This window comes from uncultured Tateyamaria sp. (assembly GCF_947503045.1).
Classification (GTDB): domain Bacteria; phylum Pseudomonadota; class Alphaproteobacteria; order Rhodobacterales; family Rhodobacteraceae; genus Tateyamaria.
The window spans coordinates 1,393,479-1,411,208 of sequence record NZ_CANNCF010000001.1 but is presented as its reverse complement, the minus strand read 5'-3'; the positions used below and the strand labels follow the sequence as shown (position 1 = coordinate 1,411,208).

Sequence of the window (17,730 nt, the reverse complement as noted above, 5' to 3'; positions counted from 1 at the left end):
AGCCTTTCTCTCCTTCATTGTTCCGAAAAATATGCAAATCCGCCCTTTGACCCAAGAGGTGCCCTATGGCCCAGACACGCACATCCGCCACCTTCCCGCCACCCGTGATGGAGGCGCGTCGATGGCTGGATGGCGTCACTTTCGGCGCCGACCGCCCGTTGATCAACGTCAGCCAGGCCGCCCCTGTAGACCCACCCCCGCAAGCGCTGCGTCAGGCGATGGCGGATGCGGCCCTGAACAATGACGACGCGCATCTGTATGGCCCCGTCCTTGGCATGCCCGCCCTGCGCGCGGCCCTCAGTGCCCAACTCAACGCCCATTACGGTGCCGAGACGCGAGCTGATCAGGTATGCATCACTTCGGGCTGCAACCAGGCCTTTGCCGCCGCGCTGTCGACCCTGTGCGACGAAGGGGATGAAGTTGTTCTGCCAACCCCTTGGTACTTCAACCATAAAATGTGGCTGGATATGACCGGGGTCCGCTCCGTTCCTATGCCTGTGGGCGATGGCATGTTGCCGGATGTGAACGCGGCAGCGGCGCTGATCACCGAGCGCACCCGCGCCATTGCATTGGTCACCCCCAACAATCCTGCGGGCGTCGAATACCCGGCCGATCTGGTCTTGGCCTTTTACCACCTCGCCCGCGCGCACGGCATCGCGTTGATCGTTGACGAGACCTATCGCGATTTTGACAGCCGTAGTGGTGCGCCCCACGCCTTGTTTAGTCAGGACGGATGGGAAGACACGTTCATCCACCTTTATTCCTTTTCCAAGGCCTACCGGCTGACCGGCCACCGGGTCGGCGCGCTGGTCGCCTCGCCCGCGCGGTTGGCGGAGGCGGAAAAGTTCCTTGATACGGTTGCCATTTGCCCTGGTCAGATTGGCCAATATGCCGCCCTTTGGGGGGTCGAGAACCTCGCCCAGTGGGTTGCGGGCGAACGGGCCGAAATACTGGGTCGCCGCACGGCGATCAGTGCCGGTTTCCCGGCGCTTGAGGCCAAGGGTTGGTCGCTTTTGGGGCTGGGTGCATATTTTGCCTACATGTCCCATCCGTTCCAGATGTCTTCGGCTGAGCTTGCCCCGCTGCTGGTCAAGGAGGCGGGCATTCTGTGCCTGCCCGGCACCATGTTCTGGCCCGACGGCGCGCCAGAGGGGCAGCGCCAGTTGCGGATTGCGTTTGCCAATTTGGACGCGAGCGGGATCGAGACGCTTTACGCCAGACTGGCCGCGCTTGACCTCTGAGGCTGCAACCGCCCTTGCCCGTCCGGGCGCGCGCGGATAGACATCGCAAAATTCCAAGATAACCCCGAAAGAGGGCACGCATGGCCAAGGGCTCGAACTCACTCTCCAAAACCGCAGTCTGGATCCTTTTGGGCCTGCTGATCCTCGGCCTTGGCGGCTTTGGCGCAACCAACCTCAGCGGTACGATCCGCACCGTGGGCAGCGTTGGCGACAAGTATATCAGCATCGACAGCTATGCTCGCACGCTGCAGCAGGAGATTCAGGCGGTCAGTCGACAGACCGGTGGCCAGCTGACTTTTGCCCAGGCCCAGGCCATTGGCCTTGATCAGGCGGTGCTGGCGCGGCTTGTGCGGGCCCGCGCGCTGGATCACGAGGCCAGCGAAATGGGCTTGAGCGTCGGCGACGAGACCCTGCGCGACGAAATCCTGAACATCCCCGCCTTTCGTGGCCTTGATGGAAACTTTGATCGCGACGCCTACAGCTTTGCCTTGCAGAATTCCGGCAGCAGCGAGGCCGAATTCGAAACCCAGCTGCGAGAGGAAGTTGCCCGTTCGCTCTTGCAGGGTGCTATCATGTCCGGTGTGCGCATGCCTGACACCTATGCCGAAACGCTGATTTCTTTCCTTGGCGAAACGCGCGATTTCACATGGGTCCGACTGGGCCAGGCTGATCTCGCCGAACCGCTGCCCACGCCCGATGACGCCACCTTGCGCGCCTATTACGAGGACAATCTGGGCGACTACGAACTGCCCGAGACCAAGCGCATCACCTACGCGGTCCTGCTGCCCGAAATGATACTCGACAGTATGGAGATCGACGAGGCGACGCTGCGCGCCGAATACGAGGCCAGCGCGGACGAGTTCAACCAGCCCGAACGCCGCCTCGTGGAACGTCTGGTCTATCTTGATGCCGCTGCCGCCGATCAGGCCGCGGCGCAACTTGAGGTCAACGGCACCACCTTTGAGGCCCTTGTGGCTGACCGCGGACTGGAGTTGTCGGATGTCGATCTGGGCGATGTGTCGCGTCTCGAACTGGACGCTGCGGGCGAGGCTGTCTTTGGCGCCGACGTGGGCGACGTGGTCGGCCCCCTGCCCTCGTCCCTTGGCCCGGCCCTTTTCCGGGTGAACGGCGTGCTGCCTGCCCAAAGCACCTCTTTCGAAGAAGCATCGATCATGCTGCGTGACCGATTGGCCCGCGATGCGGCCCGCCGTCAGGTCGCCGCCCTTGCCAGCGAATTTGACGACATGCTCGCCGGGGGGGCCACCCTCGAAGAGCTGGATGCAGAGACGGACATGGCCCTTGGGTCCATCGACTGGTTCCCCGCGCAGGGCGAAGGCATTGGCGCCTATGACGGGTTCCGCGATGCGGCCACCACCTTGAGCGAAAATGATTTTCCCGAGATCATCTCTCTGGATGATGGCGGCATCTTTGCGATGCGCCTTGACGAAGTGCTGCCACCCCGTCCCGCGCCCTATGACGAGGCCGCCCAGAATGTGCGCGCCAATTGGGAAGCGGCCCAGACCGAAGAGCGCCTGACCGCACAGGCCGAAGCGCTGTTGCCCGCCCTTGAAGGCGGAGAAAGCTTTGCCGAACAGGGTCTGGATTCCATCCTCGAGATCGATCTGGACCGCTCGGCCTTTGTGCAAGGCACGCCGCCTGCCTTCCTGCCCGCCGTCTTCGGGATGGACGTGGGCGATGTCGAAATCATTCAGGGCTTTGGCGCCGTTCTCGTTGTCCGTCTGGACGCGATCAACCCGATTGGGGACACCGACGAGGTCCGCACCGAAACTGCCACGCTGAGCGAAGAGATCGGCCAGTCGGTCGCCACTGAATTGTTCAACGTCTATGGCGAGGACGTGGTGCTGCGCGCAGGCCCGCAAGTCAATCAGCAGGCGCTGGACGCGGTCCACGTGAACTTTCCCTGATGGCACTGGTCCCTGATTACGAGAGCTTCGCCGCCGAATATGCGGCCGGGCGCAATCAGGTGGTCTACACCCGGTTGGCCGCGGATCTGGACACGCCTGTGTCCCTGATGCTCAAGCTGACCGGGGCGCAAAAGGATGCGTTTGTGCTGGAATCCGTCACCGGCGGCGAAGTGCGCGGGCGCTATTCCATCGTGGGCATGAAACCCGACCTGATATGGCGCTGCCATGGTGAGAAATCTGCCATCAACCGACACGCCCGCTATGATGCGGATGCGTTTGAGGATGTGGCGGGCAATCCGCTCAATGCCTTGCGTGATCTGATTGCGGAATCCCGGATCGATCTGCCGATTGATCTGCCCCAATCCGCTGCGGGGCTGTTTGGCTACCTTGGCTATGACATGATCCGGCTGGTCGAACATCTGCCGGATGTAAATCCCGATGTGCTGGGCCTGCCCGACGCGATCATGCTGCGCCCGTCTGTCATTGCGGTGCTGGATGGGGTCAAGGGTGAGGTCACGGTTGTCTCCCCCGCATGGGTCAGCGCGGGCCAGACGGCGCGGGCCGCCTATGCGCAGGCGGCAGAGCGGGTGATGGACGCGGTGCGCGATCTGGAACGCGCGATGCCCTCGGACACCCGCAATCTCGGTGACGCCAGCGTGGTTGCCGACCCGGTCAGCAACTTTACCAAGTCCGGCTATATGGAGGCCGTCGAAAAGGCGCGCGACTATATCAAGGCGGGAGACATCTTTCAGGTCGTGCCCGCGCAACGCTGGACGCAGGAGTTTGTTGAGCCACCTTTTGCGCTTTATCGCAGCTTGCGCCGCACGAACCCCTCGCCCTTCATGTTCTATTTCAACTTCGGCGGCTTTCAGGTGGTCGGGGCCAGCCCGGAAATCCTTGTCCGCGTGTTTGGAAACGAGGTCACGATCCGCCCCATTGCAGGCACACGGCCCCGTGGTGCGACGCCGGAAGAGGACAATGCGCTCGAGGCTGATCTGCTGGCCGACAAGAAGGAACTGGCCGAGCACCTCATGCTACTTGATCTGGGCCGCAACGATGTGGGTCGCGTCGCCAAGATCGGCACCGTGCGCCCGACCGAAGAGTTCATCGTCGAGCGCTATTCCCACGTGATGCATATTGTCTCCAACGTGGTGGGCGAACTGGCCGACGGCAAGGATGCGCTCGATGCGTTCTTTGCGGGCATGCCTGCGGGCACGGTGTCCGGCGCGCCCAAGGTCCGCGCGATGGAGATCATCGACGAGCTGGAACCCGAAAAGCGCGGCGTCTATGGCGGCGGCGTCGGCTACTTCAGCGCGGGGGGCGATATGGACATGTGTATCGCGCTGCGCACCGCCGTTGTGCAGGACCAAAAGCTCTATATTCAGGCCGGGGGCGGCGTCGTCTATGACAGCGACCCCGAGGCCGAGTTCATGGAAACCGTGCACAAGGCCGGCGCCATCCGGCGAGCGGCTGCGGATGCCGCGCGGTTCGGCGGGGGCAACCGGTGAGCGCTGTGATCCACCGGGGGGCGCATTTGGCGGACCGGCCCTTCGGGGAGGATTTTTTTAAATCAGAGAATGAGGACCGTCTCGGAACGCCGCCGGTGGAGGGTTTCAGGTTAGAATGGGCAGTGCCCCGGAGCTTCCAAGGAAGCACGCGCGTGTCGCGAGGATCAGCCCACCCAATCGGTTCCGATTGGGCCGAACGCTGCTCTTGGACAGGGCCGATGCCGCGCATGAAAGCGCCTGCATATGCCGCGTGAGCCGTTCACCATCGCAGGCGTCGATGTGGCGCCCGGCACCCGCGCCAGCGTCACCCTGCCCGTCTCCACCCTGCCCGATCACACGCCCGTCGGCCTGAACGTCGAGGTGATCCACGGCAAGCGCCCCGGCCCCACCATGTTTGTCAGTGCCGCCGTGCATGGCGACGAGGTCATCGGGGTCGAGATCGTGCGCCGCCTGCTGCGCACGCCGCAACTGAGCGCGTTGCGCGGCACCCTGCTGGTTGTGCCTGTGGTCAACAGTTTCGGCTTTCTCGCACGGTCCCGCTATCTGCCCGACCGGCGCGACCTCAACCGCTGTTTTCCCGGATCGTCTTCGGGGTCCTTGGGATCACGGCTGGCCTATATCTTTCTGCGCGAGGTGGTGTTGCGCTGCGATTTCGGGATCGATCTGCATTCGGCCGCGGAACACCGCACCAACCTGCCGCAAATCCGGGTGACGCCCCGCGACACCACCACGGCCCGCATGGCCCGCGCCTTTGGCGCGCCTGTCATTCTGACCTCGCCCCTGCGCGACGGATCCCTGCGCGGTGAGGCCGCCGAACGGGGCACGCCCGTGCTGCTCTACGAGGCGGGCGAAGGGTTGCGCTTTGACGAGTTTGGGGTGCGTGTCGGTGTGGCGGGCATTCTGCGCGTGATGCGGGATGAGGGGATGCTGGCGGCCAAGGGCATTGCCAAGGCGCGTACGCCATCCCTCATTTGCACCGCCTCGTCCTGGCTGCGCGCGCCCGTCGGCGGCCTTTTGCGCACCTTCCGCGCCGAGGGCGAGATTGTGGAAAAGGGTGATGTGCTGGCCGCCGTGTCCGACCCTGCCGGGGATAAGGAAACCGAAATGCTCGCCCCCGGGCCCGGCATCCTGATCGGACGCGCCGTGCTGCCCGTGGTGAACGAGGGGGACGCGGTGTTTCACCTCGCTGAACTCAGTCCAACGGCCAATGAAGACACGGTGGATGCGCTGACCGCGCAATTGGAAGTTGACCCGCTGTTTGACGAAGACGAGATCATCTAGGGCGCCATCGCTGGCGAAAGTGGTCGCCGCGCAACGCGCCAACTCAGATCCTGCCCATGGTGGGCTACCTATTCCCCAGGCACCAATGCGGTCAGCACAGCCGAAATCGGGGCCAAAGCCACACGCTTGGCCCGGTCCTGCAACCCCCACAGCAACAGCGCCGAGATCGTGTCGGGTCGCACCCGACCCACCATGATCACGCCACCCTCTTGCCCGGCGCGGAACGCGGCCTGATCAAGGAAGCGACGGATGGTCGAGGGGCTTTGATCGGCGCTGTCAAAGTCGCGAAAGATCAGCCCCGCGGGCACGCCATCGCGCACAGCCAGTTTGTGGGCGGTGTTGAGCCCCTTGGATTGCAGCAAAAGGCCATGGCCCGTGTCCAGCACCGCTTGCGCGATCTGTTCGCCGGTGTCACGGCTGTCCTGCAGGCCAGTGCCGACCCCTTCCATCACCGCGACCGCCTCGGGCACCGCATCAAGGGCGGCGGACAGGGCCACTTCGGCGTCTCCCGCCGTTGCGCCCTGAGGCAGGTTCATCAGCGCCATGACCTCGAACCCCTGCGCGCGATATTCCGCCATGCGCGTGGTGGCATCAGGCAGCGAGGCATCGACCGCAAAGCTCAGCGGATAGGGAAAGCTTTGCAAGGCGGCCAGACCGACAGGTCCGCCCGACAGGTCTACGCCGCTGTCCATCAACACGATTGACATGAGGGGCTTGTCCTCGGGGTTTTCGAAGGGGGCGGCATATGCATTGATCGCGCGCGTCCCGGTTGGTGCGGCCTCTGCTGTGTCCTCGGCCGGTTCATCCGCCGTGCGATCCACCAGCGTTCCTGCGGGCGTGCCGATGGTCGGGCGCGCATCCTCGGACGGCGTTTCGGTGGTATTGGGCAGGGCCGCGATCTCTTCGCCTTGCTCTTCGCTGGGCTCGGGGTCTGCGGGCGGCGTGGGGACCTCGACCACTTCGGTCTCCGCTTCGGTGGGCGCCTCCGCTTCGGCCACTTCGGCATCCGCCTCGGCAGGCGCGTCCGCTTCGGCCACTTCGGGGGCTGCACTCACATCCGGCGCCTCTGGGGCTGCCGCTTCGGCCACGGGTGTCTGGGGGGCCTCGGGGGCCGCGTCATCCTCGGGCGCAAAGGCGGTCGGGGCCTCGGGCACCACGGGTGGTGCAGGCTGCGCCGGTTCGGTCGAGATCGACAATTCGGTTTCCGCATCCGGTTCGGTTGGCGCCCCGGCAGGCGCGCCGGGCTGGACGGGGGCGACGTCATCGACCTCGACCGCGCCCACATCCGACGCCGTTGCCGGATCGGCCAGATCATCGGCCTGTCCGGTCTGCGGCACGGTCGGCGTGTCGGCACCTGCCGCGGTGGCTGCGGTGACCGTGTCAGCCTCGGGCGAAGTCACTTGCGGCGCGCTTTCATCCACCACCAGATCGGCATCCGTCACTGCCTCGGCGGTGCTGGCCTGTCCTGCTTCGGGGGCGATTGCGCTGCTCGGTGCAGTGCTTCCGGCCACAGGGGCGATTGGGTCATCGGCAATCACCGACACGGCCCCTGCCCCGATCACACTGACCACGCCGCCCCAGATAATGCCGCTCAGAAAACCTCTGGCCATATTGTTTGTCCTTACGTCCTGCCCGTGCTGGCCCCGCTTTGCGATGTGCCGCCCCGGTCTGCTGTCCCTCTGCCTCTGGTCGCGCGCGTCCTCTTGACGCGACCGCGCGAGCCTGAGCATGTATGCCCGCAACTATAGGGGCCATTGGCCCCCCTTGGAATACGAGATTTTGCGATGCTGCTGCTGATCGACAATTACGACAGTTTTACCTACAACCTCGTGCACTATCTGGGCGAGCTTGGTGCGGACGTTGTGGTTCGCCGCAACGATGCGCTGGATGTGCAAGAGGCGATGGCGATGCGCCCGGCGGGCATCGTGTTGTCCCCCGGCCCCTGCGATCCGGATCAGGCAGGCATCTGCCTGGCGCTGACGCTGGCCGCGGCTGAAACCCGTACCCCGCTGATGGGTGTGTGCCTTGGCCATCAGGCCATTGGGCAGGCCTTTGGGGGCAAAGTGGTGCGAGCACCCGACATCGTACATGGCAAGATGGGCGTGATGCATCACACCGGAACTGGCCTGTTTGCCGGCCTGCCCAGCCCGTTTGAGGCAACGCGTTATCATTCGCTCACGATCGAGCGTGACAGCCTGCCCGACTGCCTTGAGATCACCGCAGAGGTCGAAGACGGCACCATCATGGGTCTCGCCCACCGCGAACTGCCGATGCATGGCGTGCAGTTTCACCCCGAGTCCATTCGCTCTGAACACGGGCATGCGTTGCTCAAGAACTTTACCGACCTGTTGGCGGTGCCCGCATGAGTGACGAGCTGAAACCGCTGATCGATGCGGCCGCCGACGGCCCGCTCAGCCGTTCGCAGGCCGAAGCCGCGTTCCAGATCCTGTTCGAAGGCGAAGCGACCCCGTCCCAGATCGGCGGGCTGTTGATGGCGCTGCGCACACGCGGCGAGACGGTGGATGAATTCGCCGCCGCTGCCGCAGTAATGCGGGCCAAGTGCAACAAGGTGCGCGCTCCGGAGGGTGCAATGGACATCGTCGGCACCGGAGGCGACGGCAAAGGCACACTCAACATCTCGACCGCAACCGCCTTTGTGGTGGCGGGCGCAGGCGTCGTCGTGGCCAAGCACGGCAATCGCAACCTGTCCTCCAAATCCGGTGCCGCAGATGCGCTGACGCAGATGGGGATCAATGTGATGGTTGGCCCGGACGTGGTCGAAGCAGCCCTTGCGGGGGCTGGCATCGGCTTCATGATGGCGCCCATGCACCACCCGGCCATTGCGCATGTGATGCCAACACGGTCTGAACTGGGCACGCGCACCATTTTCAACATCCTTGGCCCGCTCACAAACCCTGCCGGGGTGACGCGGCAACTGACCGGCGCCTTCAACCGCGGCCTGATCCGGCCCATGGCCGAAACGCTGGGGCAGCTGGGGTCGGACAGTGCATGGCTAGTGCACGGTTCGGACGGCACGGATGAGCTGACGATTTGCGGCATCTCCTGGGTGGCAGCACTTGAAAACGGCATCGTGTCGGAATTCGAGGTGCACCCAGAACAGGCCGGCCTGCCGGTACACCCGTTCGAGGACATCATCGGCGGCAGCCCACAAGACAACGCGCGCGCTTTCGGTGCATTGCTTGACGGCGCACCCGGCGCCTATCGCGACGCCGTCCTGCTGAATGCCGCCGCCGCCCTCAAGGTCGCAGGCAAGGTCGTCGATCTGTCTGACGGTGTGGCACTGGCACAGGAAAGCATCGACAGCGGTGCGGCAAAAGCTAAGATCAAGGCCGTCGCCGACATCACGCAAAAAGTCTCCTGAGGTCTTCTCTGATTAAAGAAATCCCGGGGGTCCGGGGGCTGGCCCGCGGTTCCACAGCAACAAAAAGTACACGCCCATGACCGACACGATCCTGGACAAAATCAAAGCCTACAAGCTCGAAGAGGTCGCAGCCGACAAGGCCGCCAAACCGCTCGAAGCGGTCGAGGCCGAAGCCCGCGAGGCCGCATCCGTGCGCCCCTTTGCCGCCGCCCTGCAGCGCGCCAACCGCGAGGCCTATGGGTTGATCGCCGAAATCAAAAAGGCCAGCCCGTCCAAAGGGTTGATCCGCGAAGATTTCGATCCGGCCGCCCTCGCCAAGGCCTATGAGGATGGCGGGGCCACGTGCCTGTCGGTGCTGACCGACACGCCCAGTTTTCAGGGGGCCAAGGACTTTCTGACCAAGGCCCGTGCCGCCTGCGACCTGCCCGCCCTGCGCAAGGATTTCATGTATGACACCTATCAGGTGGCCGAGGCCCGCGCGCTCAATGCCGACTGCATCCTGATCATCATGGCCTCGGTCAGCGACGCGCAGGCCCAGGAACTCGAAGAGGTCGCGCTTGCGTGGGACATGGATGTGTTGATCGAGGTCCACGATCAGGCGGAACTGGAACGCGCCTGCGCCCTCAAAAGCCCCTTGATGGGGATCAACAACCGCAATCTCAAGACCTTTGAGGTGACGCTGGACACCACGCGGCAATTGTCGCGCCACGTGCCTGCGGACCGCACGATTGTCGCTGAAAGCGGGCTCAACACGCCTGCCGACCTCGCCGATCTGGCCATGTACGGCGCACGCACCTTTTTGATCGGGGAAAGCCTGATGCGCCAAACGGATGTGACCGCTGCAACCCGCACGCTACTGGCCAATCCGCTGACCTCTGGCGGAGGCATGTAAATGGCACTCACCCATTTCGATGACAAGGGCGCGGCCCACATGGTCGATGTCTCGGACAAGGATGTGACGGATCGCATTGCCGTGGCCGAAACTCACGTGAAGATGCGGCGCGAAACCTTTGATATCATTACCGAAGGCCGCGCCAAGAAGGGCGACGTGATTGGTGTGGCGCGCCTTGCGGGCATCATGGGGGCCAAGCGCACGTCGGACCTGATCCCGCTGTGCCATCCCCTGCCGATCACCAAGGTCGCCGTTGAGCTTGAGCCCGATGCCGACCTGCCGGGCCTGCGCATCACCGCCACTGTCAAAACCACCGGCCAGACCGGGGTGGAGATGGAGGCGCTGACCGCCGCCTCGACCGCAGCCCTCACCGTCTATGACATGGCCAAGGCCGTCGACAAGGGCATGGAGATCGGTGGTTTGCGCGTGGTCCTGAAAGATGGCGGCAAATCGGGCCGCTACACTGCGCCATGATCCCGGTTTCCGCTGCGCTCGACCACCTCTTTGCCCTAGCCGATCCACTGCCGCTCGAAACCGTGCCTCTGCGTGCAGCGGCAGGGCGTGTGCTGGGCGAAACCGTCAGCGCGCAGCGCACGCAGCCGCCCTTTGCCGCCTCGTCCATGGATGGCTATGCGCTCAAGGGGGTCGAGGCCGATCTGCATGCGCAGTTCAAGGTCGTCGGCGAATCCGCAGCCGGGCACCGCTGGGAGGGGACGTTGCGCGCGGGTCAGGCCGTGCGCATCTTTACCGGCGCACCGGTGCCGGACGGCGCCGACAAGGTGGTGATCCAGGAGGATGTCACGCGCAGCGGCGACATGATCTCGATCACCGATGACCCCGGCCCCAAGGACAATATCCGACCCGCAGGCGTGGACTTTGAGCAAGGCACGCCGCTCGAGGCCCCACGCCGCCTGTCGCCAGGCGATATCGCGCTGCTGGCGTCGATGAACATCGCAAATGTCCCGGTGCGCCGCGCGCCCGTGGTGGCGCTGATCTCGACCGGGGACGAGTTGGTTGTGCCCGGCGAAGCCCCCGGACCCGACCAGATCATCGCCTCCAACACATACGGGCTCGCGGCCATGCTGGAAAAGGTCGGCGCAGTACCGCGCATCCTGCCAATTGCGCGCGACACTGTCGGATCACTACAGACGGTGTTTGGTCTGACACGCGGTGCAGACCTGATTGTGACCATCGGCGGTGCTTCGGTCGGGGATCACGATCTGGTGGCGCGGGTGGCGGAAGATCTCGGCATGGACCAGTCCTTTTACAAGGTGGCGATGCGCCCGGGCAAACCGCTGATGGCGGGCCGTTTGAATGGTATCCCCATGGTGGGTCTGCCCGGCAATCCGGTTTCGGCCATGGTGTGCGGGGCGGTGTTTCTGACGCCCATGCTCAACGCGATGCTGGGACTGGGACGGGCCCCGGCCCCGCGCATCTCCATGCCCTTGCGCGGCGGCCTAAGCGCAAATGGGCCGCGCGAGCATTACATGCGGGCGCGTATCACGGATGGCATGGTGGAGGATGCGGGCGCGCAAGACAGCTCTCTTTTGAGCGTGCTGGCGCAGTCCAATGCACTGATTGTGCGCCCCCCGCACGATCCGGCCCAGGATGAGGGTGCACAGGTCGAAGTATTGCTCCTGACCTGAACAGTTGACACAAAACAAGAACGTCCGTAGAACAAACCCAAACCACTGCCAAATGGTGACCATACGTTCGGAGGACAGAGCATGTTGACAAAAAAGCAGCTGGATCTGCTGGCATTCATTCATAAACGCGTGCAGCGCGACGGTGTGCCGCCCAGTTTTGACGAGATGAAAGAGGCGCTTGATCTGCGATCCAAATCCGGCATCCACCGGTTGATCACGGCGCTGGAGGAACGCGGCTTTATCCGCCGTCTGGCCCATCGCGCCCGCGCCATTGAGGTGGTGAAACTGCCCGAGAGCATGGGCGGGGCCAGCACCACAGGCTTTACCCCCCGCGTGATTGATGGCGACCGCCCCGACGCACCGCCCCCACCCTCAGCCCTGAATGTCGAGGCCGCGCATGCGGTCGAACTGCCCGTCATGGGCCGGATTGCGGCCGGTGTGCCGATCTCGGCGATTTCCGAAGTGTCCCATTCCGTGGCCGTGCCGGGTGCCATGCTGTCTGGCAAGGGGGATCACTATGCCCTTGAAGTCAAAGGCGATTCGATGATCGAGGCCGGGATCAACGACGGCGACGTCGTGGTGATCCGGGAAACGGCCGTGGCCGAGAATGGCGATATCGTCGTGGCCTTGGTCGAGGATCATGAGGCGACCCTGAAACGCTACAAGCGGCGCGGCGACACCATCGCGCTTGAGGCGGCCAACCCGGCCTATGAAACCCGCGTCTTTCCTGTGGGTCAGGTCAAAGTGCAGGGCAAACTCGTGGGTCTGATCCGCACTTACTGAAGCTTGTTACCAAGTTTTGACGTGGGCGGACCATCAGGTCCGCCTTACGGCGTTTTGCGGGCCAAACTGTCAGTGATCTCCGGCAGGTCCAGTGCCACTGGCGCGTAGCGTGCCCAGCCGGACCACATGCGATCCCCTCCCAAATCGCGGGCTGAGACAAGGCGCGCCTTGTCCGCACCACCCACCAGCGCCACGGCCCCGGTCGCGCGCAACTGTTTGGGCCCAAGGATCAGGCAGTCGCGCGGCAAGGGCCCTTCAGCTGTGCCGTTCATCACCACGATGTCGCCGGGGCCGCAACCCGTGAACCCGGCTATGGCCCGCTTGCCGCTGATGTGGATCAGCCGATATGGACCCGCCTTGATCGACGACCAACGCGCAGCAGCCGCCTCTTGCGCGACACCGTCGCCGTCATTTTCCAGCCAGTTGCGCGCCACGAACCCGGCCCCTTTTTCGCGGCTGAGCGCGCGGCCCTTATCAGTCATGACGCCCACAAGCCCGCCGGTATCGGAGATCAGCACCACCGGGCGCTGCCCGAATTGCCACAGCCCCAGCGCAAACGCCATGCCCGCAAGGCCCGCGTAGCGCCCCCGCCCCTGCCACAGGATCACAAACAGCGCGCCAAGCGCCATGATCGGCAGCACCCAGGGACTTGGCCCCGCCACGAACCCGCGCGCACCGTCGAGATTGGCCACCGTATCCGCGACCCACAAAATCCAGCGCAGCCCCCAACCCATGATCCACAGGCCGATCCAGTCGAGGCCGAAAGGGGCGAGCAGCAGCGCGAGCACCGCCGCCGGAATCACCAAAATCCCCATGAGCGGCACCGAGGCGAGGTTCGCGATCAGCCCGTAATGGGCGATGGCGTTGAAATGCGCCGCCCCGATGGGCGCGGTCGCCAGCCCTGCCACCGCCGAGGATATCACCACCGCCATCACCGGTTGCAACCATTTCGGCCCCAGCGTGATCTGCCCGTCGCGCATCCAGCCGAACACCGCAACCAGCGCGGTGGTGGCGGCAAATGACATCTGGAAACCCGGGCCCATCAGGGCCTCCGGGCGCAGGGCCAGCACGATCATCGCCGCGATGGCCACCGCGCGCAGGGAAAAGGCCCGCCGGTTCACCAGCACCGCGCAAAGGGCGACGGCGACCATGATAAAGGCGCGCTCAGTGGCGACATTGCCCCCCGAAAGCGCGAGGTAGACCGCCGCTGCCATCAGCGCACCCACGGCCGCCATCTTGCGCGCTGGCCAATGCAAGGCGACAAACGGAATGAGCGCGAAGATCAGCCGCAGAAGCGAAAACACAAAACCCGACAGCAGCCCCATATGCAGCCCGGAAATCGCCAACAGGTGGGCGGTGTTGGAGGCGCGCAGATCCTGCAGCGCGTCCTGACCGATGCCGCTGCGATCGCCGGTGGTCACAGCCGCCGCAAAGCCGCCCGTATCGCCCGGCAACACCTCGCGCACCCGCATCGAAGCGGTCATGCGGATGCGGAACACAGTCTGGCGTAGGTCGAACTCGGCCTCAGAAATCGCCATGAGCGGCACGCGCGAATAGCCAACCCCGCCCAGCTCGGCAAACCACGCATGGCGTTGAAAATCGAAACCACCGGGTTCAACCGGGCCGCCGGGCGGGCTGACATGGGCGGTGGTCATCACGCGCAATCCCGGGCGCGGTTCGACCCCTAGGGTTGCATCCCCGTGCAGGGAAATGCGCACGCGCGTTGGAGTGTCGGCGGGGGCGACACGGTCGAGCTTGACCCGATCCAGCGTCAGGCGCACCGCGTCTGACCCACTGCGATCCATGCCGACGATGCGCCCCTCTACGGGGCCGTAGTAGCGCCATGTCAGCACCGGGCCCGCCACCGAATGGGCGCGCCAGGCCGCAAGGACAAAGCCGACGACAATGAGCAGCAGGAACACAGGGACAGGCGAGAGGCTTTCATCGCTGCGTCGAGCGAGCCAGGCCAACAAGACGCCTGCGGTGCAGACGCCCGCGATCACCGCGGCAGAGGGTTCAAAACTTAAGCCAAAAAACAGCGCGATGCCCATGGCCATGCCCACGGGCAACCAGCCAAACAGACTGCCCCGCTGAAACAACATCGCCTGCCGAAACTGCGCTGTCAGGCCCATGCTTGCCCCTGTCGCCCATGCTGAGTATCAGGAGAACCAGACTAGAACCGTCATGGTTAAACAAAGGTAAATAGCATCCTCATGTCCCAAGCCATCGTCACCCGTTTCGCCCCATCGCCCACGGGCTTTCTGCACATTGGTGGGGCACGCACGGCGCTGTTCAACTGGCTGTTTGCGCGCCGCCACGGGGGGACGTTTTTACTGCGGATCGAGGATACGGACCGCGCCCGCTCAACCCCCGAGGCGACGCAAGCCATTCTGGACGGGCTGGACTGGCTGGGGCTGGATCACGACGGCGAGGTGATCAGTCAGTTTGAACGCGCGGACCGCCATGCGGAGGTGGCGCATGATCTGCTGGCGCAGGGCAAGGCCTACAAATGCTTTGCCACGCAGGCTGAGATCGCAGCCTTTCGCGACGCCGCGCGAGCGGAAGGGAAATCGACCCTGTTCCGCTCGCCCTGGCGGGATGCCGATCACGCGACCCACCCGGATGCGCCTTATGTGGTGCGCATCAAGGCGCCCCAAAGCGGGGAGACCGTGATCCGCGATCAGGTGCAGGGCGACGTGACGATCCGCAACGACCAATTGGATGACATGGTGCTGCTGCGCGGCGACGGCACGCCCGTCTACATGCTGGCGGTGGTGGTGGACGATCACGACATGGGTGTGACCCACGTGATCCGGGGCGACGATCACCTCAACAATGCCGCGCGCCAGATGATGATCTATGACGCGATGGGCTGGGACGTGCCGGTTTGGGCCCATATCCCGCTGATCCACGGCGAGGACGGCAAGAAGCTGTCCAAGCGGCACGGCGCGCTGGGGGCGCAGGAGTATCAGGCGATGGGCTATCCCGCAGCCGGCATGCGCAACTATCTGACCCGTCTGGGCTGGAGCCATGGGGATTACGAATTCTTTACCGACGCGCAGGCCAAAGAGTGGTTTGACCTGAGCGGCATCGGCAAAAGCCCGGCCCGCTTTGATCCGAAGAAACTGGAAAATCTGTGCGGTCAGCACATGGCACAGGCCGAGGACGCTGCGTTGCAGCAAGAAATCACCGCCTATCTTGCCGCCGCCGGACGTGCCCCGCTCACAACTGCGCAAGCCGATGGGTTGCTGGCTGCACTCCCCTACGTCAAGGAGCGTTCCAAGACGTTTCCCGAACTTCTTGATAAAGCGCACTTTATATTGACCGATCGGCCTATTGTGCCGGACGAAAAGGCGGCCAAGGCCCTTGATCCGGTATCCTGTGGTATACTCGCGCAATTGACGCCGCACCTGCAAAGCGTTACTTGGGAGCGTGACAGTTTGGAGGTTGTCCTGAACGACTTTGCTGCGTCTCAGGATACAAAATTCGGCAAGCTCGCTGGTCCCCTTCGGGCGGCCCTTGCAGGCCGGGCCGTAACGCCTTCGGTTTTTGACATGATGCTGGTGCTGGGACGCGATGCGACCCTGGCGCGGCTTAAGGATGCTGCCGCCAGATAGGCGTTTCGTTTACGTCGGCAGTCTAACGAATGAGCCATGGCAAAAAGCTTGGCTCTGGCGGCGCCGCGCTGCCCTGCGACGAAAGGAACGACCCGATGGCCGACACCCCGAAAACCGCGACACTGACGATAGGCGAGAATTCCTACGACCTGCCGATCCATTCCCCCACCGAGGGACCTGACGTTGTCGATATCCGCAAGCTTTATGGGCAGGCGGGCGTGTTCACCTATGATCCCGGCTTCACCTCGACGGCGAGCTGTGACAGCACCATCACCTTTATCGACGGTGCCGAAGGCGTATTGCTGCACCGGGGCTATCCTATCGGGCAACTGGCTGAAAAGTCTCACTATCTCGAAGTCTGCTATCTGCTGCTTTACGGCGAGTTGCCGTCGGCCGCGGCGCTGGAAGAGTTCGAATCCAACATCACCCATCACACGATGCTGCACGAGCAGATGCAGAATTTCTTCCGCGGGTTCCGCCGCGATGCGCATCCCATGGCAATCATGGTGGGCGTCGTTGGCGCAATGTCGGCCTTTTATCACGACAGCACCGATATTGCGGATGAACGCCAGCGCGAGATCGCCAGCCACCGTCTGATTGCCAAGATGCCGACGATTGCGGCCTGGGCCTACAAGTACTCGATTGGTCAGCCTTTCGTGTATCCGCGCAATGATCTGGATTTTGCCTCGAACTTCCTGCGCATGTGCTTTGCCGTGCCTGCCGAAGATTATGTGGTGGACCCGATCCTGAGCCGCGCGATGGACCGCATCTTTACCCTGCATGCCGATCACGAACAGAACGCGTCGACCTCGACCGTGCGGCTGGCCTCAAGCTCGGGTGCCAACCCGTTTGCCTGTATCGCCGCCGGGATTGCCTGCCTCTGGGGGCCTGCCCATGGTGGTGCGAACCAGGCCTGCCTTGAGATGCTCAAGGAAATCGGCACGCCCGACCGCATTCCGGAATTTATCGCCCGCGCCAAGGACAAGAACGACCCGTTCCGCCTGATGGGCTTTGGCCACCGCGTCTACAAGAACTTTGATCCGCGCGCGACGGTGATGAAACAGTCCGCCGACGAGGTGCTGGAACTGCTGGGTGTGGAAAACAACCCCGTTCTGGCCGTCGCCAAGGAACTCGAGGCTGCCGCCCTCGCAGATCCCTATTTCGCCGAGAAAAAGCTGTTCCCGAACGTCGACTTCTATTCTGGCGTGATCCTCGAAGCAATGGGCTTTCCGACCTCGATGTTCACGCCCATATTTGCGCTGTCGCGCACCGTGGGGTGGATTTCGCAGTGGAAGGAAATGATCGGCGACCCGCAGAACAAGATCGGGCGCCCGCGCCAGCTTTATCTGGGCGAAAACGCGCGCGATTACGTGGATATCGAAAGCCGCTGAGTCGCACAAAGCTGCATCATAGATGACAAAACGCCCCGGTTTTCGGGGCGTTTTTTGTTCAATA

The 17,730-nt window shown here is 63.8% G+C and carries 14 protein-coding genes; 12 read left to right on the top strand and 2 right to left on the bottom strand.

The features are described 5' to 3' along the window. Window positions 1–65: 65 nt before the first annotated feature. The 4 genes from Q1A89_RS07115 (at window position 66) to Q1A89_RS07100 (ending at window position 5,955) form a co-directional block, all read left to right on the top strand. Complete coding sequence (locus tag Q1A89_RS07115) at window positions 66–1,241, top strand: aminotransferase (protein WP_299725331.1); 1,176 nt, start codon at window positions 66–68, stop codon at window positions 1,239–1,241. A gap of 80 nt (window positions 1,242–1,321) precedes the next feature. Beyond that, window positions 1,322–3,166 (top strand): peptidylprolyl isomerase, encoded by a 1,845-nt coding sequence (locus tag Q1A89_RS07110; RefSeq protein ID WP_299725329.1) that lies wholly within the window; start codon window positions 1,322–1,324, stop codon window positions 3,164–3,166. After that, window positions 3,166–4,674 (top strand): anthranilate synthase component I, encoded by a 1,509-nt coding sequence (trpE, locus tag Q1A89_RS07105; RefSeq protein WP_299725327.1) that lies wholly within the window; start codon window positions 3,166–3,168, stop codon window positions 4,672–4,674. The genes Q1A89_RS07110 and trpE overlap by 1 nt, the downstream gene beginning before the upstream one ends. Window positions 4,675–4,917: 243 nt before the next feature. Next, on the top strand, window positions 4,918–5,955 hold the full coding sequence (locus Q1A89_RS07100) for a succinylglutamate desuccinylase/aspartoacylase family protein (RefSeq protein ID WP_299725325.1): 1,038 nt from the start codon (window positions 4,918–4,920) through the stop codon (window positions 5,953–5,955). A 68-nt stretch (window positions 5,956–6,023) separates the two neighbouring features. Here the strand turns inward: Q1A89_RS07100 and Q1A89_RS07095 are convergent, their stop codons facing one another. After that, window positions 6,024–7,565 (bottom strand): polysaccharide deacteylase family 2 protein, encoded by a 1,542-nt coding sequence (locus tag Q1A89_RS07095; protein ID WP_299725323.1) that lies wholly within the window; start codon window positions 7,563–7,565, stop codon window positions 6,024–6,026. Between the two features lie 174 nt (window positions 7,566–7,739). Here Q1A89_RS07095 and Q1A89_RS07090 point away from each other — a divergent pair, with 174 nt between their 5' ends. From Q1A89_RS07090 to lexA, 6 genes are all read left to right on the top strand, one after another. Continuing rightward, window positions 7,740–8,321 carry an aminodeoxychorismate/anthranilate synthase component II gene (locus Q1A89_RS07090; protein WP_299725321.1) on the top strand — a complete coding sequence of 194 codons (582 nt, stop codon included), beginning with the start codon at window positions 7,740–7,742 and terminating at the stop codon, window positions 8,319–8,321. After that, window positions 8,318–9,337: an anthranilate phosphoribosyltransferase gene (gene trpD, locus Q1A89_RS07085; RefSeq protein WP_299725319.1), complete on the top strand. Its 1,020-nt coding sequence runs from the start codon at window positions 8,318–8,320 to the stop codon at window positions 9,335–9,337. The genes Q1A89_RS07090 and trpD overlap by 4 nt, the downstream gene beginning before the upstream one ends. A gap of 76 nt (window positions 9,338–9,413) precedes the next feature. Beyond that, window positions 9,414–10,229, top strand: coding sequence for an indole-3-glycerol phosphate synthase TrpC (gene trpC / locus Q1A89_RS07080; protein ID WP_299725317.1), 816 nt, complete (start codon window positions 9,414–9,416; stop codon window positions 10,227–10,229). Further along, complete coding sequence (moaC, locus tag Q1A89_RS07075) at window positions 10,230–10,703, top strand: cyclic pyranopterin monophosphate synthase MoaC (RefSeq protein WP_299725315.1); 474 nt, start codon at window positions 10,230–10,232, stop codon at window positions 10,701–10,703. Next, complete coding sequence (gene glp / locus Q1A89_RS07070; RefSeq protein ID WP_299725313.1) at window positions 10,700–11,875, top strand: gephyrin-like molybdotransferase Glp; 1,176 nt, start codon at window positions 10,700–10,702, stop codon at window positions 11,873–11,875. Before moaC ends, glp begins: the two co-directional genes overlap by 4 nt. Window positions 11,876–11,956: 81 nt before the next feature. Next, entirely contained in the window at window positions 11,957–12,658 is a 702-nt protein-coding gene (lexA, locus tag Q1A89_RS07065; protein WP_299725311.1) for a transcriptional repressor LexA, read from the top strand. A gap of 44 nt (window positions 12,659–12,702) precedes the next feature. On the opposite strand, the gene Q1A89_RS07060 is transcribed toward lexA, so the two are convergent. Next, window positions 12,703–14,790 (bottom strand): ComEC/Rec2 family competence protein, encoded by a 2,088-nt coding sequence (locus Q1A89_RS07060; RefSeq protein ID WP_299725309.1) that lies wholly within the window; start codon window positions 14,788–14,790, stop codon window positions 12,703–12,705. Window positions 14,791–14,871: 81 nt separating this feature from the next. Here Q1A89_RS07060 and gltX point away from each other — a divergent pair, with 81 nt between their 5' ends. Then, window positions 14,872–16,275: a glutamate--tRNA ligase gene (gltX, locus tag Q1A89_RS07055; protein ID WP_299725305.1), complete on the top strand. Its 1,404-nt coding sequence runs from the start codon at window positions 14,872–14,874 to the stop codon at window positions 16,273–16,275. Window positions 16,276–16,370: 95 nt separating this feature from the next. Further along, window positions 16,371–17,666 (top strand): citrate synthase, encoded by a 1,296-nt coding sequence (gene gltA, locus Q1A89_RS07050; RefSeq protein WP_299726145.1) that lies wholly within the window; start codon window positions 16,371–16,373, stop codon window positions 17,664–17,666. Window positions 17,667–17,730 lie beyond the last annotated feature (64 nt).

Bases quoted from the DNA above. Each gene is read 5' to 3' on its own strand.
- trpE (WP_299725327.1), top strand. From the start codon at position 3,166: ATGGCACTGGTCCCTGATTACGAGAGCTTCGCCGCCGAATATGCGGCC.
- Q1A89_RS07060 (WP_299725309.1), bottom strand. From the start codon at position 14,790: ATGGGCCTGACAGCGCAGTTTCGGCAGGCGATGTTGTTTCAGCGGGGC.
- moaC (WP_299725315.1), top strand. From the start codon at position 10,230: ATGGCACTCACCCATTTCGATGACAAGGGCGCGGCCCACATGGTCGAT.
- Q1A89_RS07100 (WP_299725325.1), top strand. From the start codon at position 4,918: ATGCCGCGTGAGCCGTTCACCATCGCAGGCGTCGATGTGGCGCCCGGC.
- lexA (WP_299725311.1), top strand. From the start codon at position 11,957: ATGTTGACAAAAAAGCAGCTGGATCTGCTGGCATTCATTCATAAACGC.
- gltA (WP_299726145.1), top strand. From the start codon at position 16,371: ATGGCCGACACCCCGAAAACCGCGACACTGACGATAGGCGAGAATTCC.
- glp (WP_299725313.1), top strand. From the start codon at position 10,700: ATGATCCCGGTTTCCGCTGCGCTCGACCACCTCTTTGCCCTAGCCGAT.
- Q1A89_RS07115 (WP_299725331.1), top strand. From the start codon at position 66: ATGGCCCAGACACGCACATCCGCCACCTTCCCGCCACCCGTGATGGAG.
- trpD (WP_299725319.1), top strand. From the start codon at position 8,318: ATGAGTGACGAGCTGAAACCGCTGATCGATGCGGCCGCCGACGGCCCG.
- trpC (WP_299725317.1), top strand. From the start codon at position 9,414: ATGACCGACACGATCCTGGACAAAATCAAAGCCTACAAGCTCGAAGAG.
- Q1A89_RS07110 (WP_299725329.1), top strand. From the start codon at position 1,322: ATGGCCAAGGGCTCGAACTCACTCTCCAAAACCGCAGTCTGGATCCTT.
- gltX (WP_299725305.1), top strand. From the start codon at position 14,872: ATGTCCCAAGCCATCGTCACCCGTTTCGCCCCATCGCCCACGGGCTTT.
- Q1A89_RS07090 (WP_299725321.1), top strand. From the start codon at position 7,740: ATGCTGCTGCTGATCGACAATTACGACAGTTTTACCTACAACCTCGTG.
- Q1A89_RS07095 (WP_299725323.1), bottom strand. From the start codon at position 7,565: ATGGCCAGAGGTTTTCTGAGCGGCATTATCTGGGGCGGCGTGGTCAGT.